The organism is Allorhizobium sp. Av2 (genome assembly GCF_021462805.2).
Classification (GTDB): domain Bacteria; phylum Pseudomonadota; class Alphaproteobacteria; order Rhizobiales; family Rhizobiaceae; genus Allorhizobium; species Allorhizobium vitis_G.
This window is the reverse complement of record NZ_CP192696.1, coordinates 2,067,575-2,093,143: the sequence shown is the minus strand read 5'-3', so window position 1 is coordinate 2,093,143 and position 25,569 is coordinate 2,067,575. Positions and strand designations below refer to the sequence as shown.

Here is a 25,569-nt window from a genome sequence, read left to right as displayed (position 1 = left end):
GCTGCTATGGCGGATGCAGATGTCATTTTGTTCTCCTGACCGGCCTTTTCCGTATCATGTGGCGTCGTCCGGTTGACGGCGAGGCCGTCATCGCCCCGCCAGAATAACCGGGCTTGCCCGGCGCGCGCCAATATCCTGTACACCGGTGAGAAAATTCTGATTTGAAAAAGGATAATTTTATTGATTGTGCATAATGCAGCGCAAAAATTGCTGCTTTGGCGAAATTCTCGCTCTCCTTGTGTGCTTTATCAAAAACTCGCGCCGCAAGCCCGCGCGGTAAGGGGCTGATCTTGCTGCATCAACGCCTTCGTCCCTGCCCAATAAAATCCCATCTGCCCCACTTCCAATCCCCACCCTTTATGCGCTAAACATCGGGTGAGATCGGTTGTAACACGCCGATCTTGGGGCATGGAAACCCCTTCAAAAGCGGTCGGTGTCGACCGTTAAAAAGACACCCCTCAGCCATAGGTTTGTGGCTGAGGCGGTGAACCGTGTCTATACGGTTCGCTCTCTACCATTCTCTATGGTCGGGGAGGTCTCGGCGTATGTCCAGAGCTTTGCTTAAAGGTCGGGACGGTCGTTCTTTTGTCGGCTTTCCAACTCCCCGATCACCAGAGGGCAAAACCCTCCGGTGACCGCTCGTGTTGTTCACAGGGAGCGCCGCAATGGAGACTTACGATATCTGGGCTGACCTTCTCGCCACCTTCCGCGCCTCGCCGGATGCGATCAAGGCCCTCTGGCTGCTGATCCCGCCGGGCATGTTTCTGGCCGTCCTGGCACTTCTGCTAGGCTACCGCCTGCGACGCAGAGAGGCAGATAAAAACACCGAACTGACCTACACCGTCATCCGCCAGGACGACCAGACCGTGCAAATCTACAGCCACGGCACCGGCAACGCCCACACCGACCCAATTTTCCTACCCGTAACAAGAGCCGATAGCGGCAAATTGCTGGAATACTGGGAACGTTCCGAGCATTCTTAGTGGTGCAGTGCGGTTGGTTCCGGAGTGACACGTACTGTACTTCTGGGAATGCTGGTCACAGCTCTGACAAAAGAATTTGAGTCAGCCGGCTTTGAATTTTGGGTTGCGGCTCTTAATGAGCATTTCGAGTTGGTTTTTGCCGATCACTCAAAATTCCTCGATTATTTTCCGCGCTCAGACGAGCGGCAGCAGACCTATGCCTTGCGGCCAATCACCCCAATCTCCCCCGCACCACCCGCATAAACACCCTCGCTCCAACCTCAATCAACGCATCCGGAAAGTCATAATCCGGGTTGTGCAGGGCCGGGTGTGTCTCGCCTGCGCCGAGGAAGAACATGGCGGTGGGGGAGGTGGTGCGGAAGCGGCCGAAGTCTTCGGAGGCGCGCATCGGTAGGGCGCGGGCGTCGTGGGTTATGCCTTCGGCATCGAGAGCGGTGGTGAGGGCGGCGATGGCTTCTGGGGCGTTTTCGCAGTGCAGGAAGATGTCGTGATAGGTAAGGGTCAGGCCAAGGCCGTGTTGTGCTGCGGTTGCGTGTGCGAGGGCTTCGGCTTGGCTGCAAAGCGCGTCCATGCCCTCATCGGTCAAGGTTCTCAGCGTCACCCAGATTTCGCCGTCGCCGGGCGCGATGCCGAAGGCCGGTTCGCCAAGTTTTGCGTGGGTCACGGTGGCGAGGCGGAAGTCGGTGGCCGGTGGGGCGCTGTGGGAGAGGGCGGTCAGGGCTGGCATCAGGCTGCTGATCGCCTGCATTGGCGACAGGCCGGTTTCGGGCTGCGAGGCATGGGCAGTCTTGCCGGTGAGCGTGATTTTCAGCCCGCGTGAGGCGCAGTTGACCGGGCCTGCCTTCAGCGCCACATGGCCGAGCGGAATGCCCGGCAAATTGTGCAGGGAAAACGCAAAATCCGGCGCAATTTCAGCAAAGCGCGGATCGGCCAGCACAGCAGCGGCACCGGCGCCATTTTCCTCGGCAGGCTGAAACAGCAGCACAACGCGGCCTGTGGCAGGCGGCTGGCGCGACAGGCCAAGCGCCAGCGCCAGCAGAATGGTCGAATGGCCGTCATGGCCGCAGAGATGGCCTTTCCCCGGAATTGTCGATCCATAGGGCAGGCCGGTTTTTTCCGTAATCGGCAGGGCGTCGAGTTCTGAGCGAAACAGCAGGGTCGGGCCGGGTGCCGCACCCGAAAACACCGCTGCCACGCCATGGCCGCCAAGCCCGGTCAGGATGCGGTCCGGGTGGAGTGGCGTCAGTGCCTCGACGATCCGCCGGGCTGTCTCTTGTTCCTCACCGGAGACTTCAGGATAGCGATGAAGCTCGTGGCGGATGGCGGTGAGAGCGTGCAGATCGGTAGGGCTGAGGAACATGTTGGCTCCGCAATGGCGTGGCTGACATGCGTCTGTTAGCACGCCCTTGTGTCGGTCTGAAAGTATTGTGTCGGTCTGAAAGTGTCGAAACGCCGCTTGCGGGTTTGCGGCGGGCATCAGCCCCGTGTATGGATCGTGCAATGCAGGAAAAGCCGCAACCGATGCATAAACGCTTTGTCTGGGGCGTCGCCGCCTCGGTGCTGCTGCATGGGCTTTTGGTTCTGGCATTCCTGGCCCATTGGCCCGCCCCGGCGCCGGATGCACCGAAGGAAGAGGTCGTGTCGGTTTCCATTGAGCCGCCACCAGAGGAAAAGCCGCAACCCGAGAAAACCAAGCCGGAAAAGCAATTGCAGCTGGAGTTGAAACCGGAGGCCAAGCCCAAGGAAGCCCCGGCGGCACCAGCCCCCAAAGCCCCCGCACCCAAAGCAGAAGAGAAGAAGCCAGAGGAAAAGCAGGAAGCCAAACCGCCTGCACCCGCACCACCGCAGGCGGCAAAGCCTGCCGAGGATAAGCCCCAGGCCCTGGAATCCGCGCCGAAGGACGAGGAGGCCCCGAAGCAGGATGCGCCGCCCGTGCCACCGCCTGCCGATGAACCGGCAGCGCAAACCCAGTCACCTCCTTCCGCTGCCCCAAAAGCTGGGCCGGACAAGTCTGCCGCAGGCGATCCGCAAAAAACCGATCCGCCGCAACCGCCCGCTCTGCCAAAGGATGTGACACCGCCGGATGCCGGGTTGGCCGGACAATTGCCGACGCCGGACAAGGTGGAAAAGCCGGGCGGAGGGCTGGTGACGGAGCAACGCTTTGCACTGGATGAGGAGAGCGCCGCGCAGCCGCAGCAAAAGCGCGAGGCCTCGCCTTCGCCTGCATCGGCGGACAAGAAAGCCGGGCCTGTTGCCGCGTTAAAGCCCGCCAAGCGGATCTATTCGAAGGCAACGCTGTCTGATCCGCGTGTGCGCCAGGCCCTCGGCACGCTGCCGCCGGAACGCCGGATCGTGCAGATATGCAGCATTGAAATGCTGGAACAGATCCGCCGCGCCGTTCCCGGTGCCGTGCCGGATGTGATTACGGGATCGCCGACAACGCGACAGACCATTACCGCACGGTTGATGGATGTTTCGGGTGCTGCCTTCCGCAGCCGAGGCCAATGGTATGATATCAGTTACCATTGCGAAACGGATGCCAAGACCTTGGCGATCACCAGTTTCAGCTTTTCACTCGGTGCCGCCGTGCCGAAAAGCCAGTGGCAGGCGCGACGTTTTCCGGTGAACTGACGCTTACGAATGCCGGATCAGCCCGATGGCGATCCAGGCCATGACCACGGCGATGATCGCATCCAGAATACGCCAGGAGATAGGCCGGGCAAAGACCGGTGCCAGCAACCGTGCGCCATAGCCGAGCGAGAAGAAAAACAGGAAGGATGCTGAAACCGCGCCAAGGCCGAAGGCTGTCTTGTGATCTGCAAAGCGGCTGGAAATGGAGCCGATCAGCAGCACCGTATCCAGATAGACATGCGGATTGAGAAAGGTGAGGGCAAGGCAGGTGGCAAGGCTGGCGGCAAGCGTGCTGGGCTTGGCCTCGCCGGGCGTAAGGCGGCTTTGGGTTTTCAGCGCAGCGAAGGCATGCCGGGCGCTGTAGGCCAGAAGAAACGCCGCGCCACCATAGCGCAGCACCGGCTCAAAAGCGGGCAGAAGGGCGGTTACCGTCGCCAGCGCGCCAATGCCAAGCACGATCAGCAAGGCATCGGCGGTGGCGCAGGTCAGGCAGAGGATAAAGACATGCTCGCGCCGCAAGCCCTGGCGCAGCAGGAAGGCGTTTTGCGCCCCAATGGCGACAATCAGGCTCAGGCCAAGAAACAGGCCGGAAAAATAGGCGTTTTGCATAGAGGTCTCCAGGTTGTGGCCCTTTGACTAATGCAAATGAATTCATTAGAAAAATTAACAAATATAACCAGGCATAAGAAATTCTAATGGCATTCGATGGCGAGCATTTATCGGCGTTGGTGGCTGTGCTGCGCAGCGGCAGTTTCGAAAAAGCCGCCCGTCAGTTGGGGGTAACGCAATCGGCGATCTCGCAGCGCATCAAGCTGCTGGAGGAGCGATCAGGCACGGCGCTGATCATTCGTGGCCAGCCCTGCTTGCCGACTTCGGCGGGGGCGCGACTTTGCCGCCATGCCGAGGAAGTCGCCCTGCTGGAGCACCAGGTGATCGGTGATCTCGGACTTGCGCAGGCGGCGCAGGTGACGGTGCGGCTGGCGATCAATGCCGATAGTCTGGCGACATGGTTTGTTCCGGCCATGGCCGCAGTGGAGGGACTGTTGTTCGATCTCGTGCTTGACGATCAGGACCACAGCGCTGATTGGCTGCGGCGCGGTGAGGTGCGGGCGGCGGTGACCTCGCTTGCCGCGCCCGTTCAGGGCTGCGATTGCCGACCGCTTGGTTTGCTGACCTACCGCGCCACGGCCAGCCCTGATTTCGCGGGGCGATGGTTTGCGCAGGGCGTGACCGCTGAGGCTCTGGCCGTTGCTCCCTGCCTTACCTTCAACGCCAAGGATGGATTGCAAGCCGCATGGATGGAGCAGGTGGCCGGATGCCGCCTGTCGCCGCCTTGCCATTGGCTGCCCTCCAGCCAGGCTTTTATCGACGCGTCGCGTCTGGGGCTGGGATGGGGCATGAACCCGGCGGTTTCGGTGGCGCCTTTGATCGCCGAGGGCGTGCTGGTGGATCTGATGCCGGATCAACCGCTTGCCGTGCCGCTTTATTGGCACTGGAGCAGGGCGCTGGGCCAGGCACTCGATCCGTTAACGGCAAGTGTTCTTGCCGCAGCACGCCAATGCTTGCTGCCGATGGCGCAGAAGCGTCCATCCATGCGGTAAGACTGCATTCACCACAAAGTATATTTGGGTCGTAGAAACAGATTGTACAACGCTTTGTTGTTAAGTTTTTCCTCATATTGTTGCCTCGCGTCGATAGCGGGGAGGCCTTGGGATAGACTATGAAAGGGATGGTTTTTACGGAAATGCTCGAATTCGTCGCCGCGACCTGGAATGAAGACATGGCCGACGACATTATCGAAGCCTCTTTGCTTACCAACGGGCTTGCCAGTGGCGGAGCCTATACCAGCGTTGGCACCTATGACCATCGCGAGATGGTGGCGCTGCTGAGCGCGCTGTCGCAGCGCTCCGGCCTTGGCGTCGATGAATTGATGCAGGCGTTCGGACTGCATCTTGCGGGACGTTTCGCCGTGTTGTTTCCAGGCTTCTTCGACCGCAGCGGCGGTCTCTTCGGCTTTCTAGCCAGTATTGACGCCCACATTCATGTCGAGGTGAAAAAGCTCTATCCCGATGCGGAATTGCCTTCTTTTGAAATTCTGAGCCAGGACGGGGCGTCCATGTCGATGCTCTATCGGTCCGGGCGGAAAATGGAGGCCTTGGCGGAAGGCTTGATCCAAGGGGCTGCCCGGCATTTTGGAAGCACTGTTACGGTCGAGCGCAGCGCGGGCGACGATGGGGCAACTCTGTTTGTGATTACCGAGAGTACATCGTGATGGTAAACCAGCCACTTGAGGTTTCCGATCTTGATCGGATCGACCGGCTGACCCGCCGTCTGGAGCGCGAGCGCGCGGCCCGCCGCCAAGCCGAGACATTGCTGGAAGCGCGTGCGCGTGAGCTTTATATGGCCAATTGCCAATTGGCACGACAGGCGGAAGATCTTGAACAGCGGGTCATGCAGCGCACGGAGGAGCTGGTTCAGGAGCGCGAACGCGCCATTGCGCTGGCCCAGCAGGACCAATTGACCGGGCTTGCCAATCGCCGCAGCTTTACCGCGGTTTTGACCGACGCTTGCCAGAAGAGCCGCCTTCGAGGCGACCGTATCACCGTCATTCTTGTTGATATGGATAGGTTCAAGGCGATCAACGACGCTTATGGTCATGAGGCGGGGGATGCGGTGCTGCGAGAATTTGCCCGCCGGCTGATGGTTGCGGCTGGACCTGGAACGGTGGCACGGCTGGGTGGTGACGAATTTGCATTGATTCTCGACCATCTGTCGGATGTGACGGCTGATCATGCCTTTGTCTCGAGTTTTCGCGCCAGTTTGCAGGAGCCGGTTCTCTTCAACGGCAAGCGCTTGGATGTCTCGGCTTCCATCGGATATGCGAGCCTGCCGGATCATGCCGCATCGTCCACCGAATTGCTGCGGCATGCCGATATGGCGCTTTACGTTTCCAAGAAAGCTGGGCTGTCGCTGGCGACCGCTTTTGACGACGACCTTTGGGCCGAGGCCAACGAGCGACGCTTGCTGGAACTGGAACTGGTGCTGGCCATGGACCGCCATGAAATCATGCCCTGGTACCAGCCGATCGTTGATGGAGCCAGCAAGCGGATACTGGGGGTGGAAGTGCTGGCACGCTGGCAGCATCCCTATCGCGGTCTGGTGCTGCCGGGTGTATTTCTGCCGCTGGCGGAAGAGCGCAACCTTCTGGATCGGTTGTTTGCGCAGGTGGCGCGCACGGCCTGTGCGCAAACGGCGCCGTTGGTTAAGGCTGGAAAGCTCAACTACGTGTCGGTCAATATTTCTCCAAGCCAGTTCAAGTCCGGTAATCTGGCGATGGTCATCGCGTCCATCCTGGAGCAGACCGGTTTTCCAGCCACGGCATTGGTGGTGGAGATTACCGAGGACCTGATCATGTCGGACCTGCTGCGGGCCGGGCGCGAGCTTTCCGAACTTTCGCGGCTCGGCGTTCGAGTCGCACTTGATGATTTCGGCACCGGCTATTCGAATATTTCCTCTCTCAGCAGCCTGCCGATCCAGTGGTTGAAGCTGGACCGTAGCCTGATCAGCCGTGTTGGGGACGACCGGGTTGGGCAGGTTATCGTTCAGGCCGTGCTGCAAATGGCCCAGGCGCTCGGCATCGATGTTGTCGCGGAAGGTATCGAAACGGAGGTGCAGGCACGCTGGCTTGTGGAAGCCGGATGCCGCAAACATCAGGGTTTTCTCTATGGCCGCCCGGCACCTCTGGAAGACTTGCTGTGTTTCTCGCAACCGGAACGTCTAAGCCTTGCTGCTGGAAAGAGCCCTTGACGCAGGCGTTATATGGGCCATTTCCTTGACGGAGCGCAATTCGAGGACCATGCCATGCCGCAAACCAGCCTGTCGATTTCCACGCGTGGCCAGGGTCTGTACGAATTTACCGATCAGGTCGATGATTTTGTCAGGCATACGGGCGCTCCGGAAGGACTATTGACTGTTTTCGTGCGCCATACGTCCTGCTCGCTGATCATCCAGGAAAATGCCGATCCGGATGTGAAGCGCGATCTCAAAGTGTTTTTTCAGCGCCTGGTCCCGCCGTGTAACGATCCGTCCATGGCATGGATCACCCATCGCCAGGAAGGGCCCGATGATATGCCGGCCCATATAAAATCGGCGCTGACGCAGGTGTCGATTGGTATTCCAATGGCCAATGGGCGGCTTTTACTTGGAACCTGGCAGGGTATTTACCTGTTCGAACATCGCGACCAACCACATACGCGCCAGGTAGTAATGCATCTAAGCTCTTGAACCACAAGCTGAAACTAATGAACGGAGACTGAATGGACGCTTCTGATGGCGTTCAGTATTGCGGCGTTAATCTCTCAGTCAATCGCTTACGGAAACGGGCTGTCCGACGCGAGATCTTGGTTGGCTTTTCTGCATCTGAGTTTTTGCAGATTAATCAAACCCATGATTAGACAAGGTTTTCGGGGCGGTAAGCCGGTTTTTCAAAGAGAAACCCATGCCGTCCTTCGAGGAGAAAAACGATGCGAAGCATTTTTGCGAAAACAGCTCTGGCTGGACTGGCCTTGATCGGCGCGGTGGTTGCCACGGTTGGCCCGGCCGCGGCCCAGCCTGATGTTCGCCTGGGCGTCTATATCGGCGGCGATGCGCCGCAATTGGTACAGGCCTGGGGCGATGACGGTTATCGCCGTCCACCACCGCCACCTCCGCCGTGGGGTGGTCCGCCACCTCCGCCGCCGCCATGGGGCGGTCCACCGCCTCCGCCACCACGGCGTTGGGATGGTCCAGATCCGCGTTACGGTGGCGTTTGCTCGCCCGGTGATGCGATCCGCCAGGCCCGCCGAGACGGCTTGCGCCGGCCGAATATCGAACGTGTGACACCGCGCCGTGTGATTGTCGGTGGTATCCGTTACGGCGAATATGATCGCGTCGTTCTCGCGAACCGCCCCGGCTGCCCCTTCGCAAATTGAAGCCGGCCTTGAATTGAAGAGTGATTTTACATGATTGACGGCGCGCGTCCCGACAGGATGCGCGCCGTCTTTACGTTTGTCTGGTGAGCAGGCAGGTACAATCGCTCTGGACTTATTGTTCTATTCGTCTGACTATGGGGATGGTTCAGACCAAAAGGCGCTGTCGTATCCACATAAGATGCCATGGCGAAAGGATAGAATCCATCACTTGGTCTGGCCGAAAAATTTCAGAGCCGACTGCATCATGTGTGTTTTTATAAACTGGACAAATGATGCGACTAAAATTCATATCGATATTTAGATTTATCCATTTTTAAAATTCGTTGCTGGAGACATGTCTCAATGGACACGATTTCTTCTGAAAACATGACAGATTCTGTTTCTGAAATAACCGATCTGACTGTCAAAGCGCTTCACACACTTGCCTATCCGATCGATACCCATCTGGATTCGCTGTTTCTATCGCGACTGGCCGGATATGATTTCTGGAAAGGAGACTGGAAGGCGCATCGGCGCTCCCTCGTGGTCTGGCTGATCCGCAAAACCTCGCCGAGGGGACGCAACAGGCCGTTATCCGAACATGTCAGCGGACCGGATTTTCTGGAAGGCGGTTATGGCGGGGCCTGTTTCAGTGCCCACGCCTTGTGGGAAAATCTTATTCCGGCTCCTTTCCTCGACCCGTGGAAAAACTGGGTGGCTCACCAGCGTTATGTGGAAGACGTCGTCGATCAGAGCCAAGGCCGGATGCGGTTGGCGCGCAATGCAAAAGAGGTCCGCGCCGCGCAAGCGGTGGGCAAGCGATGTGCAATCCTGTCCATGGAAGGCGCGCATATGTTGGGGCCAGGCGGGATGAAAAGCCAGGTCCTGCGGCTGGACAGGTTGGGCGAGATTGCCAGGGCCGGTGCCGCCTATCTGACACTCAACCATTTCAGTCATACCGATATCTCCGAGGCCGGCTATGCGCCGGTCAATCCGTGGCGCAAGATCGAGGGCGGCGGTCTGTCTGCCTTTGGCAGGCAGGTGGTGGAGCGTTGTATCGATGTCGGCCTGCTGGTGGATGTCACCCACACATCCACGCAGGGCATTCTCGATGCCTGCGAGATCTGTGTTCGCCGCAATGTACCAGCCTTTGCGTCGCATGGCGCATCGCGCACGGTGACACGGGGTAGGGAGGAGAGACCGTCGCGTCATCTGGACAGGGCCTTGAGCGATGAGGCCATCCGCGCCATCGTCCGGACTGGCGGCTGTATCAGTGTTATCCTTGCCCCTTACTTCCTCCAGAACCGCTATCTTGCCGATGGCAAGCCGGACATGGATGCCGACATCGCTTTCGTGATCGCCTATTATGAAGCCTTCGCACAGCTCATCGCCAGTATGGAGATTGTCGAGGACCCCTGGAAGCATCTCTCCTTTGGCAGCGATTTCGATGGTGGTATTTCCAGCCTACCGACCGGCATGCAGAGTGGCGCCGATCTGCCGAAACTCACCGAAGCCATGGTTACTGCCGGTTGGCCGGAGCAGCGGATCATCGATGTTTATAGCGGTAATTTCCTGCGGGTCTGGCAGCAGGTTCGGCCTTAAGGGCTTCGGTTGTGTCTTCTGCAACACAATGACGGTGCCGCCCGCCAGATTTGACGGGCGGCACTGTCATCATTCTTCCACGCCGGACCATAGGCGACTGTCAGGAAGGAGAGGCGCGTGCCTGTTCCACTTGGCGAGCTTTTCCCGGTAGCGCCGTCGATAGGTCTGCTCATCCTCGAAATCGATATTCTCCAGGGCGAATTCGACACCGATCTCGTAATAGGCTTCCATATTGAGCAGTTCGGGCTTGGGCGTTTCTCCCCGCTCGCATTCGCCTTGCATCTGCCAGAACAATTCTTCAAGCCGGCGGGCGAGGCCGGGCATGTCACGCAGGGCGCTGGTTTCGAATTGCCGACTCAAGCTTTCCTTGATGGCCATAAGGCTCTGGCGATCCTGGGCGAAGGCGATGGCGCGCCGCACATAGTCATCTGGAGATTGGCAGATCAGCTCCGGCGCTCCCGCTGAGGCTACGACGCTGGCGCAGAAACGCGATGCGAAGCTTTTGCCGGGAAAGGTCAGGACCGGCAGGCCCATGTTGATGGCGTCGGCGGCGGTGGAATGCGCACCGTAAGGGAAGGTGTCGAGAAAGAGATCGGCAACTGCGATTCGGGCAAGATGCTGCGCATTGCCAGCCTTGGCCGCAAACAGCAGCCGAGCCGAATCGACTCCGCATCGGGTTGCCGTATCGCGCAGACGCTGATTGACCTCTTCGTTGCCGGACAGCAACCAGAGCACGCTGCCGGGCGTCGCCTGCAGGATGGTCATCCAGCGGGTAAAGCCGCTTTGCGTAATCTTCTGCATGCCATTGAAGCAGGCAAAGACGAAGGCGTCTTCTGGCAGGCCCACTTCGGCGCGTGTTGGGCGCGGCGCCACCTTCCGCTTGCGATCGACCGGCTGATTGCAGGCGATCCGCAATACTTTTTCCGAATAATAGATCTCGTATTCAGGCGGAACAATATGATTGTCCGCGATCATATATTGATGGAAGGGGCTCGCCATCGAGCCGGGATAGCCGCAGAAATTGACGATAACCGGTGCGGGCCGATAGGCGAAAATCCGGGTGCGCGCATGTTTCGTATAGCCGTTAACATCGATCAGCACGTCGATTTCATCGGCTGCGATCAGCCGGGCGGCATCGACATCACTCAGCGCAAAAATATCGCGCCAGCCATCGACCGACTGTTTGATACGTTGCTGGGTCTCGTCGAGTGCTATCGGTTCACCGCAATAATAGGCGAACACTTCGATACTGGTCTTGTCATGTAACTCCAGAACTTCGCGCAGCGCAAAGCCGACCGCATGGTCGCGCAGGTCGGATGACAGGTAACCGACGCGTAACCGCTGGCCGGTTCCTGTCTTCTGGCGTGGCGACTGGTGTGGTACGGCGCTGAGATCCGGACGGCCGATCATCGTTTTATTGCAGCGATAGGCCTTGGCCAGATGAAACAGCGGATCGTCTGAGTAGCAAGAGATCGTCAAGGGCGACACTGCATCCAGCAATTGGCGCATGGTGACATGGGGAGACTCTTGAAGGACCGGCCATTTGCATTGACGCAACCGTATGGCGGACCAATGCTGACCGGCTTCAGTTTTATCCGGACGCAGTTCGATTGCTTTCCACAGGGAGGCTTCAGCCTCTTCCATCAGGCCGGCATTTTCCAGCACACGACCGATATGCTCCAGCACCATGATGCGATTGGCAAGCCTGTCGGGCGAAACATCCGTGGTCATTTCGGCAAAGCTGCGCCATTGTTGCAGGGCATCGTTCAGCAGCCCGCTGTCTTCCAGAGACCTGCCCAGATTGACATGGGCGGCGCCGAATTGCGGATCAATCTTCAGGCAGGCGCGCAGAGCATTGATCGCCCCTGCCATATCGCCAATCTGCCTTAAGGTGACGGAATAGTTGAAGTAGACCATATGCACCAGCGGATGGGCGCTGTTATAGGCAATCCAGGCCTTGTAAAGTTCCACGGCCTGATCGACTCGACCTGCTCTGGCGAATTGCTCGGCGGTCTCGAACAACTTTGTCAGCGAGAGCTGTTGAGTGCGTGCTTGCTCCACGAAATCGGCAGCAGGTGTCGCGATAGTCGATGTTACAATGCCAGTGTCCATATCCACCCCAGGAACAGTCGGCCGCAAGGCCAGGTAACGACAACAGGCCTATGCCGACAGGCATGAGGCTGACGCATAACATTTTTCCACGGCAAACTGGACCGCGATGTCATGCCTGGCCTTGGTAGCGGCATTAGCTTGCATCGGGCTTGACGACGGATTCCCGGCAGAAACCATGGCCACAGAACATCGCATAAGGGCAGAATGGGGTCTGCAAAAGCAAATGCGGCGCCTGGATGAGGCGCCGCATTTGGTCTTGCTATCGAGGCTTCTACAAGCGCGGCCTGAGCCGCGCCTGTCATCAGAAGTTAGATGCTTTGATATGCCAGGATGATGGCTTCAACCTGTGACGAATTGAAAGCCTGAACCTGCGAGGTGGTGAGAGACTGCAACTGGTCGCTGGTCAGGACGCCGATATCCTGGGTGGTCAAGCCGGTGATCGACTTGACGCTGATTGCAGCAATGTCGCCGGTGGAGAAGGTAACGATATCGGAAGTTTCGATCGCAGAGATCTGCTTGGAGCTCAGGTTGGCGACCTGGCTGGTTGTCAGAGCTTCGGCCTGAGCGGTTGTCAATGCCGCAATCTGGCCGGTGGACAGGCCGCCAATTGACTTGGTGGAGATCGACGCGACCTGGTCGGTTGACAGGCTGGCCACGGTATCGGTGGTGAGGACGCCAATCTGGGCTGAAGACAGGGTCGCTACCTGGGTTGTTGACAAGGCAACGACCTGATCGGAAGACAGGGCCTTGACCTGTGCGGTGGACAATGCGGCGATCTGTGCCGTTGTCAGGGCAGCTTCATCTGCGGTTTCCAGCGCGGCGACCTGGCTGGTGGTCAGGCCGGTGATGGACTTGGCACTGATTGCGCCAACCTGGGTGCTGGAAAGTGCAGCAATGGCGTCGGTGCTCAGGGCAGCGATTTGCTTTGCGCCGAGGGCAGAGATCTGGCCGGACGACAGTGCACTGACCTGATCGGTGGACAAGGACGCGATCTGCGTGGTCGTGAGGCCGACAATGGTCTTGGTGCTGATGGCAGCGAGATCGGTGCTGTCGAGCGTTGCAATATCAGCGGTGTCGAGGCTGCCGAGCTGGGCAGAAGAGAAGCCGGAAATCTGCGTGGACGACAAGGCCGAGACCTGGTCGGACGACAGCGCCTTGACCTGTGCAGTGGACAATGCGGCGATCTGTGTCGATGTCAGGGCGGCTTCGTCAGCGGTTTCCAGCGCAGCTACCTGGCTTGTGCTCAGGCCGCTGATGGACTTGGCGCTGATTGCACCAACCTGGGCGCTGGTAAGGGCGGCGACTGAATCCGTGGACAGGCCAGCGAGCTGCTTGGCGCTGAGAGCGGAGATCTGACCGGTTGAGAGCTGAGTGACCTGGTCTGTGGACAAGGCGCCAAGCTGCGTCGAGGTCAGGCCGGAGACCGCTTTGGTGCTGATTGCCTGGATCTGGTCGGACGTCATCACGGCGATGTCATCGGTGCCGAGTGCAGCGATTTGCGTCGCGGACAGAACTGAAACTTGCGACGACAACAGATTGGCTGTTTGAGTCGTGCCGAAATTGCCGATCTGGGAGGCCGTCAATGCGGCCACAGCCTTGGTGCTCAAAGCGGCTTCCTGACCCGAGCTCAACGCGGTCAGCTGGCTGAGCGTCAGGCCAACGACGCCAGTAGCGGAAATGGCGCCCATCTGGTTTGTGTCCAGCACAGCCAGGTCTACCGTTTCGATCGCTGCGATCTGCTTGGAAGACAATGCCGCAACCTGAGTGGTCGATAGTGCAGCTGCATCGTCCGTATTCAGTGATGCGATCGCTGTGGTGGACAGCGCCTTGATTTGCGTGATGGATAACGACGAAACAATAGAAGTCATTGAGATGTGCCCCTTGGGTTAACGGAATGCCAACATCACCCTCCCACCATGGATTCTATCGGGTCACGACACGTCGCACCGTCGAATCAAATCGCATCAGAAGAGAAAATGCTACTCAGGACATGGCTCGGATGAGCCGGCACGTTAGGAGCGCATCATGCATAAGAGCTCACAGAAGCTCTGATCCTACGTCAATTGGCGATAACGTGTTGCAAAGGTGCATGTCGTTTCGCCAAAATTTGCCTTTAACACAGTCCACCTCCGTTCTGCATGGGAGATCGACTTATGCGATCATATGTACCCGAGGAATTACTAATTTTCATTTAATGGGCGACGATAGAGCGATGGTGCAACTTCTGTTGTTAGAAACGTTATTTGATCCCTGATGTCTCTCTTGGCGTAATTCTCAAAAAACATTGCATTTGCTGAATGTGTTGCTCTGGAAATAGATTATTGACAATAGCAAATTCCAGAGATCGGCGTTATCTGGTGGAGATGTAGATCTCTTGTTGATCTTGGCCTTCTTATCGCAAACACAATGATTTACCATAGATGTTGAACAGCAATGGGGAATCGGGGTTGATGAAAGAAATTGCAATTGTCGGCGCAGGACTTTCAGGAGCGGTCATCGCTCGCGAGCTCGCCGCAGCGGGGCACAAGGTCTCGGTGTTCGAGGCGCGCGATCATATCGCCGGCAATTGCCACACCGCACGCGACCCTGAAACGGGCGTCATGGTGCATGTCTATGGGCCGCATATCTTTCATACCGATAATGAAACCGTGTGGAACTACATTACCGGGTTCGACACATTTCAACCATATACCAACCGGGTAAAGGCCATAACGGAAGGTCAGGTCTTTTCGCTGCCAATCAACCTTCACACGATCAACCAATATTTCGGCAAGACCTTCAACCCAACGCAGGCCCGGGCCTTTATCGAATCAAAGGGCCTGAAAATGGATCAGGAGCCGCAATCCTTTGAAGAACAGGCGCTAAAATTTATCGGCAAGGAACTCTATGAAGCCTTCTTCAAGGGTTACACGATCAAGCAGTGGGGTGTGCAACCGGACCAGTTGCCGGCCAGTATTTTGAAACGGCTGCCGGTCCGGTTCAATTACGACGATAACTACTTCAATCATCGTTTCCAGGGCATGCCCAAGCACGGTTATACACAGATCGTCGAGCGCATACTGGATATCGAGGGCGTTGAAGTTCATCTGAACAGGCCCTTTTCTCCGGCAGAAAAGGATGATTTCGACCATGTTTTCTATAGCGGTCCACTCGATGCCTGGTTCGACTATCGCGAAGGCAGGCTTCCTTATCGCACGCTGGACTTCGAAATCCTGCGGGGTGAGGGCGATTTTCAGGGAAATGCCGTGGTTAATTATTGTGGGTCTGACGTGCCCTATACCCGGATCACTGAACATAAGCATTTCTCGCCCTGGGAAACGCATGAGAAAACCATCTGCTATAAAGAATATAGCCGCTCCTGCACGGAGAAGGACATTCCCTATTACCCGGTACACCTGACAGGTCTGTCGGACAACCTCACCCGCTACCAGGAACTGGCTACCGCCGAGAAAAATGTAACCTTCGTCGGCCGGCTCGGCACTTTCCGATACCTCGATATGGATGTCTCCATCGCCGAAGCGCTTGATTGCGCAAAGAAATTTGTGTCTGGTTGAGAAAGGGTAAACTCAGAGGTGAGGCAGAACTCTTGAGTTCATTGGGGTCTTCAGGTGCCTATAGCTGCGATGGGAGAAGGACAATGCCAAGCTGAAGCAGATCGTCACCGATCTGTCTTTGGATAAGGCTATGTTGCAGGCCAGTTCTGTCGGCTATGACGAGTGCCGCGATAATTTTTGCGACGTCACCCAGGTCGAAGCGGTGTTGAAGACCTATTTTAAAACCGGAAGAAGCAATCAATTCTGCCAATTAGCTTTCTATCTCTGTGTTGGTGGTTGATCGACAGGGGATCACGCTATAAAAGTCTGGCGCGGAGTCAAACGGCTACGGGAATTCAAGAGGAAATGTCATGCCTACTGGTACTGTGAAATTTTTTAACGACGACAAGGGTTTTGGTTTTATCACGCCCGAGAATGGTGGAACGGATGTATTCGTTCACGTGTCTTCCCTGCAGCGCGGTGACTCGCTCAGAGAAGGTGACAAGGTCAGCTTCGAAATCGGGCAGGACCGTAAGACCGGGAAGTCGAAGGCTGAAAACGTCAGCGTGCTTTAACAACGGACTCGCGTTCACTGCACAGCGATGCGCGCAAACGTATTGCGTGGTTTGAACCCGAATTTGTCGACATGCTCGAGTAGAAGGCGAGAAGATATTCTGATCGCCTATTCTAGCTCGATCTGTTCCTAAAGAATCAGACCGAAAAGTGGTTACCACTTTTCGGTCTGATCGTTTAGCCTGTGCTAACAGCGATGGCTCGTGTTTTCCCGGTCGTTAAGCGCGGGGCCTTTCTTCCCATACATCTGGATCGACGACAAATGCCATCTGTCCGCAGCGAGGCAATTGCATTGTCGTGTGTTGCGTCTTGGTTTTAGTATTGCCAGCACCAACAACTTGTAATGCCGTCTTCGGCGTTAGCCCTAAGGGCTTCTACATCCGCAGTTCATCGACATCCTGAAGTTCCAGATCACCAGCCGCCGCGAATTCGAGCGTCTGAAGGCCTGTGATCCGGCAACGCTGACCGATCTGGAACGGGCGGCGCGTTTCATCTATCTCCAGAAGCTCGCCTTCGGCGGCAAGGTCGCAGGCCAGACCTTCGGCGTCCAGCACGAGGGCAGCGCCCGGTTCAACCTGATCCGCCTCGCGCCGCTCCTGGAAGATGTCCACGAGCGCCTCTCTGGCGTCGTCATCGAGAACCTGGACTGGCTGGCCTTCATCAACCGCTATGACCGGCCGGGCGTGCTCTTCTATCTCGATCCGCCATACTTTGGCTGTGAGGACGATTACGGCAAGGCGCTGTTTAGCCGGGATCAGTTTGACGTTCTTGCAGGGCGTTTAAAGACGCTTCAAGGCGGCTTCATATTGTCGATAAATGATCGGCCTGAGATCCGGGAGATCTTCGCTGGGTTTCCGGTGGACGGCGCGGAGTTGTCTTATTCTGTGTCTGGCGGGAAGGGGACGGAGGCGCGGGAGTTGATTTTTTATGGTAGGGATGGGTGATGTTGAGAGCAAATGCTTAAGGGCAGCTTTGCGCCATTAGCGGTCATTGTGCCTTGATCAAAATCGCTTATCCTACCGATCTGAAAGACATCACACCACCGAGGTATCCAATGGAATGGAGCGATGCTGATTACGCTGACGTTGTCGAATGGCGGCGCGATATTCATGCCCACCCTGAGCTTCAATTCGAAGTTCACAGAACGGCTGCCTTTGTGGCGGCAAAGCTTGCTGAATTCGGCTGTGACGAAATCATAACAGGCATCGGCAAGACGGGCGTCGTCGGCATCATTCATGGCCAACAACAGACCAGCGAGAAGGTAATTGGATTACGAGCTGATATGGATGCGCTACCGATCGAGGAAGAAACTGGAGCGCCTTGGGTATCTACGACCAAAGGCGTGATGCATGCGTGCGGACATGATGGACACACCGCAATGCTTCTAGGTGCCGCTCGTTCCCTGACCCGGACCCGAGCATTCAATGGGAAGGCCGTGGTTATCTTCCAACCAGCAGAGGAAGGTGGCGGAGGTGGAAAGGCCATGGTCGATGATGGTTTGATGGACCGCTTGGAGATAGATGAGATCTATGCCATGCACACCGAGCCAGGGTTGCCAATTGGTCAGTTCACGACTGCCAGCGGACCATTGGCTGCATCTGCTGATGGCTTTCGGATAAAGATCGAAGGCAAAGGGGCGCACGGAGCATCACCCCACGTCAGCGTTGATCCGCTTGTTGTCGGCGCAAACATCCTTTTGGCGCTCCAGACGATTGTCTCCCGCAATGTCCATCCTCGTCAGTGCGCAGTTGTCACCGTGGGCTGGATGGCGGGCGGCAAGGCTGGCAACGTCATACCTCAGTCGGCCGAGATGGGCGGTACGACCAGGACGTTCGATCCCGCCACGCGCGATCTGATAGAAAAACGTGTAACAGAAATCGCGTCGCATGTTGCCGAAGCCTACGGAGCAAAAGCATCGGTCGCATACAAGCGGATGTTTCCACCGACCATAAATCACCCAGGTGAAACCGTATTCGCTGTTAGCACAGCGACTTCATTGGTTGGCGCGGAAAACGTAAACGGCTCTATGGAGCCATTGATGGGATCAGAAGACTTCGCGTTCATGCTCGAAGCTAGACCAGGAAACATCATGCTCATCGGAAATGGCGACGGCCCGTCTGTTCATGACTCTCGGTACGACTTCAACGACGCGGCCATTCCCTTTGGTGTCGAATATTTCAAGGCAATCGTGGAGCGAGGCTTGCCGTTGGAATGACCGCTTCGGGCCGAAAGCCGCCATGGCCGGTTCGCGCCAGAAGAAGACGTGTTCCCTTTCGCAACGCTTGACCTTGAGGCCAAGCAAGCAAATTATTCTCGGTCTCAGGAGGCGGATTAACCGCTGATGTCGGAGGTCACGAGGTGATTATCGTATTCATTGTTTTTCTTGTGTTGGCTTGCGGTGTCGTCGGTGCGACGATGCCGTCTCGTAGATTGGGGTCTGGGTTCACCAAGCTCGATTACTCCCAAGCGTATGAAAACCTCCAGAAGCCGATTTCTCGTAAAACGGCATTCTGGATAAAAATGCGGCTTCTTCTTTTGCTTGTCGCGTTGGTTGGATTGATCGGATTCCTCTGTATAGTTCTGTAGGGTTTTGTCCCCGATGCACCACGTCAACACCCGAGGTAAATGGCCATTTGAGCGGCCTTCAAACTATGTTCGAATCAACTTTTTGATATGCGATCTCGAATTTTCATTTTTCCGGTTCTGCGTGTCAAAATTCCGGAAGTGCGCGGCGAGCTACATACATACATACATACATGTTGTCTGTCAGGCAGGCTTGGAATTGGCGGGAATTTGCGAAATTTCATGGGAACAGGTGGGAGTGGTTGTTTCAAAAAGATATTTTGCCAATCGAACTGCATGATTGCCCGAGTAAAATAAGCGGGATAGGTTTGTGATCTGCACGTAAGCGTACTTTATGATCAAACATAACGTGCGCCTTCAAAAACCATTCAGGGCAGGGGTGACGTTTTTCAAAGAATTGATATTGCCGGAACATTGCCCCAGCGTGGCTCGCCAAGCCTCGACAGATTTGCCTTCCAACTCAGACAGTAAAAATTTCGCGCCGGAATTATCCTATGCGAGCCAAAAATGCATTGAAATGAAGGACTTGTTCGACGCAGGCAATTGGGAGAAAATTTCACGCGGGACTTAGGATCCAGGCTGTACTGAAGTGCCGCCTAGTTCCATATTTGCATCTTATCTGACAATTGGGCTCAAAATGGCGTCCATTGCCACGTCAGAAAGACGACGCGATCACGTCTGCGGCTGGGTTATTCGTCGTCAGAGGTTGTGAAGGCGCCAAGATGGAGTTCTCTGTTTGCGCTTCGACCAAGCACCTCGAAATGAACGGTGGTTTTAACGCGCTTGTAGGAGCAAACCGGCCTTCCACCATCGTCGAGCGATCGCACCATCATATAGTGGCCAAGACTTCGAAATGGCATGTAACGGTAAGTGCCAGGCTTGATTGGCACGATACCGCCTCCGAAATAACCGACCGGGATGCCATCGTAAGAAAAGATCTGGTTTGCGTTATCATCGAACGGCAGTTTTTCCATTTACGTAAGCTAGGGGAGCGAAAACGCACTTCAATGCTTCTGATAACAGGGTGATCTGACCTTATTTGGGGGTAACAGTCTCGCTAGTGCTCCAAGGGCCTGAGAATCAGTGCCAGAACAACAGCAGACTAATGCCGACGACAACAGGCACAATCCACCCGTAATTCTGGATGCGTTTCCCGATCTTGGTTTTTGCCGGCGGCGCCCCGAACAGGCTGCCGATGATCATTTCGATGAATGTTCCCATGCTGACCAATTTAGCAGCGACACATGCTTGATCAAGGGAGGGGGAATTTGAGACGTGCTCAAAAGGAAACATCACCAATGACCGTGTTTTCACGGCAATCGGTGATGGCCGATATGGGGCCGCAAGTGGACTGTCAGCTCTGGGCCGCTCACTGTCGGTTATAGACCTTTCGAGATGTGTGACCCGCTCGACCCAATCGTCACAAATCGAAGGGATCGGCGCTTGCTATGCCCTATTTGGCCAAGACGTAGAATTTCACAGCAAATTCCCCGGGATAAAGCTACTCAAGCCACACACAGAACTTGCAACTCAGGAATTCTGCACCGCACTCTACTCCCTCAACCCGGAGTTAAATGGCTCACACATGGCGTTTCCTGTCGAGATAAATGCGAAAATTTCCGCTCCCGGTGGTGCGCAGAACTACATGATTAGTCTCAATAGTGGGATCACGGTTATCTTGGGGCCGAACGGCTCTGGAAAGACCCAATTGATGAGGGCAGCCAAGCATGGACTGCTACAACTGATGGGGCAGCCGGGACCAAATGGAGGACCACCGCCGAACAAAAATGTCCGGTTTATTTCCGCTGGGCGAATCGGGTTGCTGGAGCAATATCGAGCCGACTATGACGGCCACCGTTCTGGCACCCCGCTTTATGATCGAGCCCAATACGGCTCAAAGGACGACGCTTCTCGACGGCACAACTTCGAGACTTTGCAGGGCGACATTCTTACCCTTTCCCAAAGACCGGACATCCTGGTCAAAATCCGTGAAAGGCTACGAAAGCTATTCCAACGGGATGTCTTTGTTGAATGGGACGCTGGCAGCCTGAAATTGTCGTTCATGCGCCTCGACGGTACCGACACGACTTATTCCTCCGGACGTGAAGCATCTGGATTGATGCACCTAGTGGGATTGCTGACAGCTCTCTACGATGATGAGATCGGCGCACTTCTCATTGATGAGCCCGAAGTATCACTTCATCCCCAATTGCAAGCATTTCTGCTCCAAGAAATGACCGGGGTAGCAGGATATCCGGATAGCGCAAGCAACAAAAAAATAATAGTTTTGTCCACGCACTCCACGGAGTTCATAAAGCTCGACACCCCGAGCGACATACCGCAGTTGATATTTTGCTCGGATTTCGCCGCACCACCGGTTCAGATTTCCCCTCAAGTCGGTGAGCTCGGTGGCCGAAAGGTCCGTGAGCTGGTAAGCCGGATGGGACAAGAGCACAAGCTCTCGTTGTTCGCGAAGTCACCTATTCTTGTGGAGGGGCCTTCCGACGCCGTGATTTGCGGCGCGCTTGCCTCAAAACTTGTGATCCATCTTGAAGCCGGTGGTTCGCAAGTACTCCCGGTAATTGGAAAGGGAGAATTTCCTGCAGTGCTCAAGCTGTTGCGGCTGATGGGTAAGGAACCAGTAGTTCTTGCTGATTGTGACGGTCTCGCCGATGGAATTGAACTGTCAAACAGTTTTCTAAGCACACATGAAGGTGGAGCCGTTGCGACTAAACGTGGGTTTGCGTCTGGGAGAGAGCTGTCGCGGAGTGTGTACAGTGATTTCTGCGGACTTGTGAGTGCCTATTGGAGCGAGATTTCTCAATTGGCTGAGCAGCACCAGTACTACATCGCTGGCGATCCCAAAGATGAAGAACGGCGTAGACGGCGCGCCGCACTTGCAACGATCCTATCCCAATCGCAGGATCAGCTGACCGAGTTGCCAGACCGCTGGGCCGCGATAAGGGCACGTTTGGACGTTCTGCTCTCTGTTCTTGAAGAGCTGGGATGTTTCATCCTTCGCAGAGGTACGATCGAGGACTATTACAGCGGTACGGATCTAAAGGAGGTTCCGAGCAAGCCAGACGCGGCCGTGAAGGAGGCTCTCTTCATTCAAGATGCAGAAGACGGCGCACTCGAGCACTCATTCAACGACGTTGTCAGGTGTTTGAGGGCAGCGTCATCGGCTGAGAAGCTTAACGAAGGCGAAGCTCTGCTTGATTTATTGCTTTCTTGTGTTGCGCCACTACAAACTCGATTGAAAAGCGGATCGCCTACTGTAAACGCTAACCAACTGGCAAGAGCAATTAATGGAGATGCGGCACAGGTCTTCGATTTCACTTGGGCCGAAGGAAAAATATTGGTAAACCTGAAAAGAAAGATACTGGCTGTTGCAGGCTTTCCTCTGTCAATCAGGGCAGAAGACAACGTAGTTGAGGTCTGTTCTCGCTTTTTGTTGGCTAGCTAGCGTGCATCGGACGTCCGCTGGTGGGAAAGAAAACTACAAGCTGGAACGATCGAAATGAGGGCGCTAAACTGACTGAGATTCACGTATTAAATGGCTTCATTTAGATATTTCAAAATTTAGATGCCATTGTGTAATGCATGTTTATTGCTCGTCAATTAGACGATGATGCACCAACATTGCGGCAAGACCTTCCACTGTTGGGCATGTTACATTCATAGGAAGCGCTGATGGTAATATTGCCCAAGCTTTTGCATAATATCCTGCGGCAGTTGTGCGCAACAATCGCCAATAGCAAAGAAGCCAAACGGGAATTACATTTGTCGCGGGGTATTGGTTACGGGTTCGTTCGGCCAGAGTGGGCATGTTACAGTCCTTTAAGTGAATTGTTCGATGGACTGAGATTGCCGAAAGTGGTGGGGCCTGTGAATGACAAAACGTCGATACGAAATCGACATAAAAAAGCACTCCGGTTTGCCAGAGTGCCTTGTAATCACGTTGATTGGGGCTGTTAGTTTGCCGTTGCTTGCTGCCTATTTGCCTCATGGATTGGACGTTTGAGGCGGTATACGGCCTTATCAATCGCGTGGCGTGATAGGCCAAGCACTTGGGCAATGTCTGCAGTTGAGTATCCACTTTCTATACTGTCGAGAATGAAGTTGTCGCGTAACATTGTCGTTGGCGCGGGTTGCTTTTCGTTCAGTAGTTCGCGGCGAATGATGGCCTCTATCCACGGAAGCAAACTTCCAGCTTCCATCTCGTTTGTTTTGTCTTCCATCTTGTTGAGCACTTTATCGACGTAGCTTTGCGCAAGATCGACGATAGTTTTTTGAATGGTTTCGGGCCATTCTTCATGTGTGGCGTAGACTGGTTCGCCGGTTTCAATCCGGATGATTTTGATCAGGTTGAGAATGTGATTGTAGAGCTTGAATTGAACGTTGATGTTGCTTTGCTTCGGTTTTTCTGTTGCCGTTATTGCTCTTTCAGTTGGTTTCGATAGGTCAGACTTTACGGCTTTATAAATTTGATCGAGATCGGATAACTGCCTTTGAAATAGGCCCGAAATGCCGGATGCTTGGCTTTCCAAGCCGGTTGTTGACAGCAGGCTCGAAAGCATAATGGTTAGTGCTTCAAGCTCTTGTATTGTGTCAATGAAGGCTGTGAGGTCTGTCTTGAACGGGTGCTGACCGTCGGACATAGATATGCTATTGCTGGCTACAGCTTCGGGCATGGGGTGAACTCCTTTGCCTGCGGTTAGGCCGCGTTGGGTGTTGGAAGCACCTTGCGCGGCTGCTGACTTTATGACATCATGAATCTAATTCGTCAATAGATAGTGGCATAAAGTCAAAATGGCAAAAACAGGGCGTCCCCAGGTTGATACTGAAGCAGTGACTGTACGGCTTCCACGCCAGATGATTGAAGCTATAGACACTTTTCGAAAGACGGAGGCCGACCTTCCTACGAGGCCGGAAGGTATTAGGCGTTTATTGGAGGGTGTATTGTTGCAAAAGGGGCTGCTCTTAAAATGAGCAAGAACCCCGCAAGCACTTACGAATTGGGACGCATATGGTCGTTGCTTGCTGGAGCTGAGACTGTTGTCATTTCAAAGTGGTTTGGTGCTTAAGGGCGAGGCTGCGGTGGTCGAGATCATTTCCATTCCCATTGATAAAATCCACGTTCCGGAAGATCGCATCCGACCTGTTGACGAGGCAGCGGCGCAAGCGCTTGCAAGGCTTATTGAACGCGAGGGCCAATTGAACCCAATTGCGGTCTATAGAAGTCGCGTGAAAGGTGAAGGTAAGCAGTATACGCTGATTTATGGTGGCAGGCGTCTACGAGCTATGGATATCCTTGGTTCTAAGGAGATCAAAGCTGTCTTGCGTCTGAAGGCCGAAGCTCCTATGCTTGAGATTAGCGACAATTTAAGTGTCGCTAACCTTCCTCAATTAGAGAAAGGAGAGCATATTGTCCGCTATGTAGAATGGTGGATGGAATGCAACAACTCCACAGCCTGGGGCGGCGATAGGCGTTCAAGATTTCACAGTGAAACTACTCATGGGAAAAGTGAATTTCTCAAGAAATCAGGCTTTTACAATGACTTAAGTGAAAATTTTAATATATCGAAGACTGTTGGATGGCGCCTTTACCAGATAGGCAGCCTTGAACGGTCACTCAGAGACGCACTTCGTAGAACACGCTATGCTGACGACCAAGGGCGGCTTCTAAAGCTCAGGAAAATGAGCTTACCGCAGCAAGCAGGCATCGCGGCGGCATTGAAAATTGAGCCAGACTTAGACAGCGTGTTGCGGATAGCCGATCCGGCGTCTGGGCGGCAAAGCGTCGGGCGTATGGAAACAGGCGACTGGCGAGAGAAGCAATTTACTGACGCCTGGGAAGGAATGCCCAGAGATCGTCGAGCGGCGGCACTTGATAAGATTGGCGCGATCATGAAGCCGATTGACCCCTGGCCTATGAGCTTTCCGCCGCCGCCACCTATTCCTGTTCCTGGTAACGCTTCGCCTTTATGGCGGATGATGAAGAACCCTTATGTCACTGTTTCCACTAAGCTGACATATGATCAGCTTGAGGCAATGAAGGCTGATATTGAAAGGGTGGCTGAAGAGGAAGATTATAGAGCGCGCAGCATTTCCGCTAAGATCAACGCCGAAGAGGCGGCAAACCGGGAAATCTTTGAGAAGCAACGCGCAAAGGCAAAGGTCGCGAAATCCAGGAAGCCAAAGCGAGGCCGTCCGCCTGATACTCTTGCTGTGAAACTTCTCAAGAAGCTGACAAAGCAAGGTGTGGGCGTCGGTTTGGCCGAACGGTTGGTTTATGCGCTCAAGGTTCGAAATGACTTCTGGATTGCGAAGGAGGCCCACAAGCTGAACGAAAATCAGCAAGAAGAGGTGGTGCATTTGATTGATTCAGGTGGTGATTTGGACGATGCGGCGTACCGTGTCATGAAAATGCTTCAGAAGCCGGAAGAGGCTGGTCGTTATAGTGCTATAGAAACGCTGCGGGACTTTGAGCAAAGATCGATTTCGAAGCCGTTTTGAAGCCCTTGGGCGCGATTGAGGCGTCTGATGAGGGTTGGGATCAGTAATGCGCAAAAAAATGCATCAGCGGCGTTCTATTGGAAA

22 protein-coding genes and 1 pseudogene are annotated in these 25,569 nt (G+C 55.3%); 16 read left to right on the top strand and 7 right to left on the bottom strand.

Translation table 11 applies throughout. The features are described from left to right. The first annotated feature begins 665 nt into the window (after positions 1–665). The gene (locus FS819_RS10020; RefSeq protein ID WP_156546522.1) at positions 666–983 is read left to right on the top strand and encodes a hypothetical protein; all 318 of its coding nucleotides are present in this window, start codon (positions 666–668) and stop codon (positions 981–983) included. Between the two features lie 211 nt (positions 984–1,194). Here FS819_RS10020 and FS819_RS10015 read toward each other — a convergent pair whose 3' ends face one another. Continuing rightward, positions 1,195–2,343 (bottom strand): amidohydrolase, encoded by a 1,149-nt coding sequence (locus FS819_RS10015; protein ID WP_156546520.1) that lies wholly within the window; start codon positions 2,341–2,343, stop codon positions 1,195–1,197. 161 nt (positions 2,344–2,504) lie between these two features. Here FS819_RS10015 and FS819_RS10010 point away from each other — a divergent pair, with 161 nt between their 5' ends. Next, positions 2,505–3,614, top strand: a complete 1,110-nt coding sequence (locus FS819_RS10010; RefSeq protein ID WP_156546518.1) for a DUF930 domain-containing protein — start codon at positions 2,505–2,507, stop codon at positions 3,612–3,614. 3 nt (positions 3,615–3,617) lie between these two features. On the opposite strand, the gene FS819_RS10005 is transcribed toward FS819_RS10010, so the two are convergent. Further along, positions 3,618–4,223, bottom strand: coding sequence for a LysE/ArgO family amino acid transporter (locus FS819_RS10005; RefSeq protein ID WP_156546516.1), 606 nt, complete (start codon positions 4,221–4,223; stop codon positions 3,618–3,620). 86 nt (positions 4,224–4,309) lie between these two features. On the opposite strand from FS819_RS10005, the gene FS819_RS10000 reads away from it, so the two are divergent. The 6 genes from FS819_RS10000 to FS819_RS09975 all read left to right on the top strand — a co-directional run bounded on the left by FS819_RS10000 (position 4,310) and on the right by FS819_RS09975 (position 10,165). Further along, positions 4,310–5,215 (top strand): LysR family transcriptional regulator ArgP, encoded by a 906-nt coding sequence (locus FS819_RS10000; RefSeq protein WP_156546514.1) that lies wholly within the window; start codon positions 4,310–4,312, stop codon positions 5,213–5,215. A 119-nt stretch (positions 5,216–5,334) separates the two neighbouring features. Continuing rightward, positions 5,335–5,886, top strand: a complete 552-nt coding sequence (locus tag FS819_RS09995; RefSeq protein WP_156546512.1) for a heme NO-binding domain-containing protein — start codon at positions 5,335–5,337, stop codon at positions 5,884–5,886. Beyond that, the gene (locus FS819_RS09990; protein ID WP_156546510.1) at positions 5,886–7,421 is read left to right on the top strand and encodes a putative bifunctional diguanylate cyclase/phosphodiesterase; all 1,536 of its coding nucleotides are present in this window, start codon (positions 5,886–5,888) and stop codon (positions 7,419–7,421) included. Before FS819_RS09995 ends, FS819_RS09990 begins: the two co-directional genes overlap by 1 nt. Positions 7,422–7,475: 54 nt before the next feature. Beyond that, entirely contained in the window at positions 7,476–7,898 is a 423-nt protein-coding gene (locus FS819_RS09985) for a secondary thiamine-phosphate synthase enzyme YjbQ (protein ID WP_156546508.1), read from the top strand. Between the two features lie 239 nt (positions 7,899–8,137). Continuing rightward, positions 8,138–8,584, top strand: coding sequence for a hypothetical protein (locus FS819_RS09980; protein ID WP_156546506.1), 447 nt, complete (start codon positions 8,138–8,140; stop codon positions 8,582–8,584). Positions 8,585–8,926: 342 nt separating this feature from the next. Next, positions 8,927–10,165: a membrane dipeptidase gene (locus FS819_RS09975; RefSeq protein WP_197434008.1), complete on the top strand. Its 1,239-nt coding sequence runs from the start codon at positions 8,927–8,929 to the stop codon at positions 10,163–10,165. Positions 10,166–10,234: 69 nt separating this feature from the next. On the opposite strand, the gene FS819_RS09970 is transcribed toward FS819_RS09975, so the two are convergent. Then, a complete protein-coding gene (locus FS819_RS09970; RefSeq protein WP_156546505.1) occupies positions 10,235–12,277 on the bottom strand; it encodes an O-linked N-acetylglucosamine transferase, SPINDLY family protein in 2,043 nt (680 codons plus the stop codon). A gap of 308 nt (positions 12,278–12,585) precedes the next feature. After that, positions 12,586–14,145, bottom strand: a complete 1,560-nt coding sequence (locus tag FS819_RS09965; RefSeq protein ID WP_156546503.1) for a hypothetical protein — start codon at positions 14,143–14,145, stop codon at positions 12,586–12,588. A gap of 582 nt (positions 14,146–14,727) precedes the next feature. Between FS819_RS09965 and glf the strand changes: the two genes are divergently transcribed. The 6 genes and pseudogenes from glf (at position 14,728) to FS819_RS09935 (ending at position 19,537) form a co-directional block, all read left to right on the top strand. Beyond that, the gene (gene glf, locus FS819_RS09960) at positions 14,728–15,831 is read left to right on the top strand and encodes a UDP-galactopyranose mutase (protein WP_156546501.1); all 1,104 of its coding nucleotides are present in this window, start codon (positions 14,728–14,730) and stop codon (positions 15,829–15,831) included. Positions 15,832–15,961: 130 nt separating this feature from the next. Beyond that, positions 15,962–16,111, top strand: a complete 150-nt coding sequence (locus FS819_RS09955) for a hypothetical protein (RefSeq protein WP_156534527.1) — start codon at positions 15,962–15,964, stop codon at positions 16,109–16,111. A 70-nt stretch (positions 16,112–16,181) separates the two neighbouring features. Beyond that, complete coding sequence (locus FS819_RS09950) at positions 16,182–16,385, top strand: cold-shock protein (protein ID WP_015916634.1); 204 nt, start codon at positions 16,182–16,184, stop codon at positions 16,383–16,385. 375 nt (positions 16,386–16,760) lie between these two features. Further along, positions 16,761–17,327: pseudogene (locus FS819_RS09945) on the top strand (DNA adenine methylase); the annotation flags it as partial. A 53-nt stretch (positions 17,328–17,380) separates the two neighbouring features. After that, on the top strand, positions 17,381–18,598 hold the full coding sequence (locus tag FS819_RS09940; protein WP_322192584.1) for a M20 aminoacylase family protein: 1,218 nt from the start codon (positions 17,381–17,383) through the stop codon (positions 18,596–18,598). 702 nt (positions 18,599–19,300) lie between these two features. After that, positions 19,301–19,537 carry a hypothetical protein gene (locus tag FS819_RS09935; protein ID WP_156546497.1) on the top strand — a complete coding sequence of 79 codons (237 nt, stop codon included), beginning with the start codon at positions 19,301–19,303 and terminating at the stop codon, positions 19,535–19,537. A gap of 118 nt (positions 19,538–19,655) precedes the next feature. Here FS819_RS09935 and FS819_RS09930 read toward each other — a convergent pair whose 3' ends face one another. Then, positions 19,656–19,940, bottom strand: a complete 285-nt coding sequence (locus FS819_RS09930; protein ID WP_156546495.1) for a hypothetical protein — start codon at positions 19,938–19,940, stop codon at positions 19,656–19,658. 106 nt (positions 19,941–20,046) lie between these two features. Next, complete coding sequence (locus FS819_RS09925; RefSeq protein ID WP_156546493.1) at positions 20,047–20,259, bottom strand: hypothetical protein; 213 nt, start codon at positions 20,257–20,259, stop codon at positions 20,047–20,049. Between the two features lie 106 nt (positions 20,260–20,365). Between FS819_RS09925 and FS819_RS09920 the strand changes: the two genes are divergently transcribed. Beyond that, positions 20,366–22,432 carry an ATP-dependent nuclease gene (locus FS819_RS09920; protein WP_197434009.1) on the top strand — a complete coding sequence of 689 codons (2,067 nt, stop codon included), beginning with the start codon at positions 20,366–20,368 and terminating at the stop codon, positions 22,430–22,432. Positions 22,433–22,940: 508 nt separating this feature from the next. On the opposite strand, the gene FS819_RS09915 is transcribed toward FS819_RS09920, so the two are convergent. Next, a complete protein-coding gene (locus FS819_RS09915; RefSeq protein ID WP_156546491.1) occupies positions 22,941–23,660 on the bottom strand; it encodes a hypothetical protein in 720 nt (239 codons plus the stop codon). Positions 23,661–24,024: 364 nt separating this feature from the next. Between FS819_RS09915 and FS819_RS09910 the strand changes: the two genes are divergently transcribed. Then, on the top strand, positions 24,025–25,485 hold the full coding sequence (locus tag FS819_RS09910) for a ParB N-terminal domain-containing protein (protein WP_197434010.1): 1,461 nt from the start codon (positions 24,025–24,027) through the stop codon (positions 25,483–25,485). Positions 25,486–25,569: the final 84 nt, after the last annotated feature.

Excerpts from the sequence above, each read along its gene's own strand:
- FS819_RS10020 (WP_156546522.1), top strand. The coding sequence starts at position 666 with ATGGAGACTTACGATATCTGGGCTGACCTTCTCGCCACCTTCCGCGCC.
- FS819_RS10015 (WP_156546520.1), bottom strand. The coding sequence starts at position 2,343 with ATGTTCCTCAGCCCTACCGATCTGCACGCTCTCACCGCCATCCGCCAC.
- FS819_RS10010 (WP_156546518.1), top strand. The coding sequence starts at position 2,505 with ATGCATAAACGCTTTGTCTGGGGCGTCGCCGCCTCGGTGCTGCTGCAT.
- FS819_RS10005 (WP_156546516.1), bottom strand. The coding sequence starts at position 4,223 with ATGCAAAACGCCTATTTTTCCGGCCTGTTTCTTGGCCTGAGCCTGATT.
- FS819_RS10000 (WP_156546514.1), top strand. The coding sequence starts at position 4,310 with ATGGCATTCGATGGCGAGCATTTATCGGCGTTGGTGGCTGTGCTGCGC.
- FS819_RS09995 (WP_156546512.1), top strand. The coding sequence starts at position 5,335 with ATGAAAGGGATGGTTTTTACGGAAATGCTCGAATTCGTCGCCGCGACC.
- FS819_RS09990 (WP_156546510.1), top strand. The coding sequence starts at position 5,886 with ATGGTAAACCAGCCACTTGAGGTTTCCGATCTTGATCGGATCGACCGG.
- FS819_RS09985 (WP_156546508.1), top strand. The coding sequence starts at position 7,476 with ATGCCGCAAACCAGCCTGTCGATTTCCACGCGTGGCCAGGGTCTGTAC.
- FS819_RS09980 (WP_156546506.1), top strand. The coding sequence starts at position 8,138 with ATGCGAAGCATTTTTGCGAAAACAGCTCTGGCTGGACTGGCCTTGATC.
- FS819_RS09975 (WP_197434008.1), top strand. The coding sequence starts at position 8,927 with ATGGACACGATTTCTTCTGAAAACATGACAGATTCTGTTTCTGAAATA.
- FS819_RS09970 (WP_156546505.1), bottom strand. The coding sequence starts at position 12,277 with ATGGACACTGGCATTGTAACATCGACTATCGCGACACCTGCTGCCGAT.
- FS819_RS09965 (WP_156546503.1), bottom strand. The coding sequence starts at position 14,145 with ATGACTTCTATTGTTTCGTCGTTATCCATCACGCAAATCAAGGCGCTG.
- glf (WP_156546501.1), top strand. The coding sequence starts at position 14,728 with ATGAAAGAAATTGCAATTGTCGGCGCAGGACTTTCAGGAGCGGTCATC.
- FS819_RS09955 (WP_156534527.1), top strand. The coding sequence starts at position 15,962 with ATGTTGCAGGCCAGTTCTGTCGGCTATGACGAGTGCCGCGATAATTTT.
- FS819_RS09950 (WP_015916634.1), top strand. The coding sequence starts at position 16,182 with ATGCCTACTGGTACTGTGAAATTTTTTAACGACGACAAGGGTTTTGGT.
- FS819_RS09935 (WP_156546497.1), top strand. The coding sequence starts at position 19,301 with ATGATCAAACATAACGTGCGCCTTCAAAAACCATTCAGGGCAGGGGTG.
- FS819_RS09930 (WP_156546495.1), bottom strand. The coding sequence starts at position 19,940 with ATGGAAAAACTGCCGTTCGATGATAACGCAAACCAGATCTTTTCTTAC.
- FS819_RS09925 (WP_156546493.1), bottom strand. The coding sequence starts at position 20,259 with ATGTTTCCTTTTGAGCACGTCTCAAATTCCCCCTCCCTTGATCAAGCA.
- FS819_RS09915 (WP_156546491.1), bottom strand. The coding sequence starts at position 23,660 with ATGCCCGAAGCTGTAGCCAGCAATAGCATATCTATGTCCGACGGTCAG.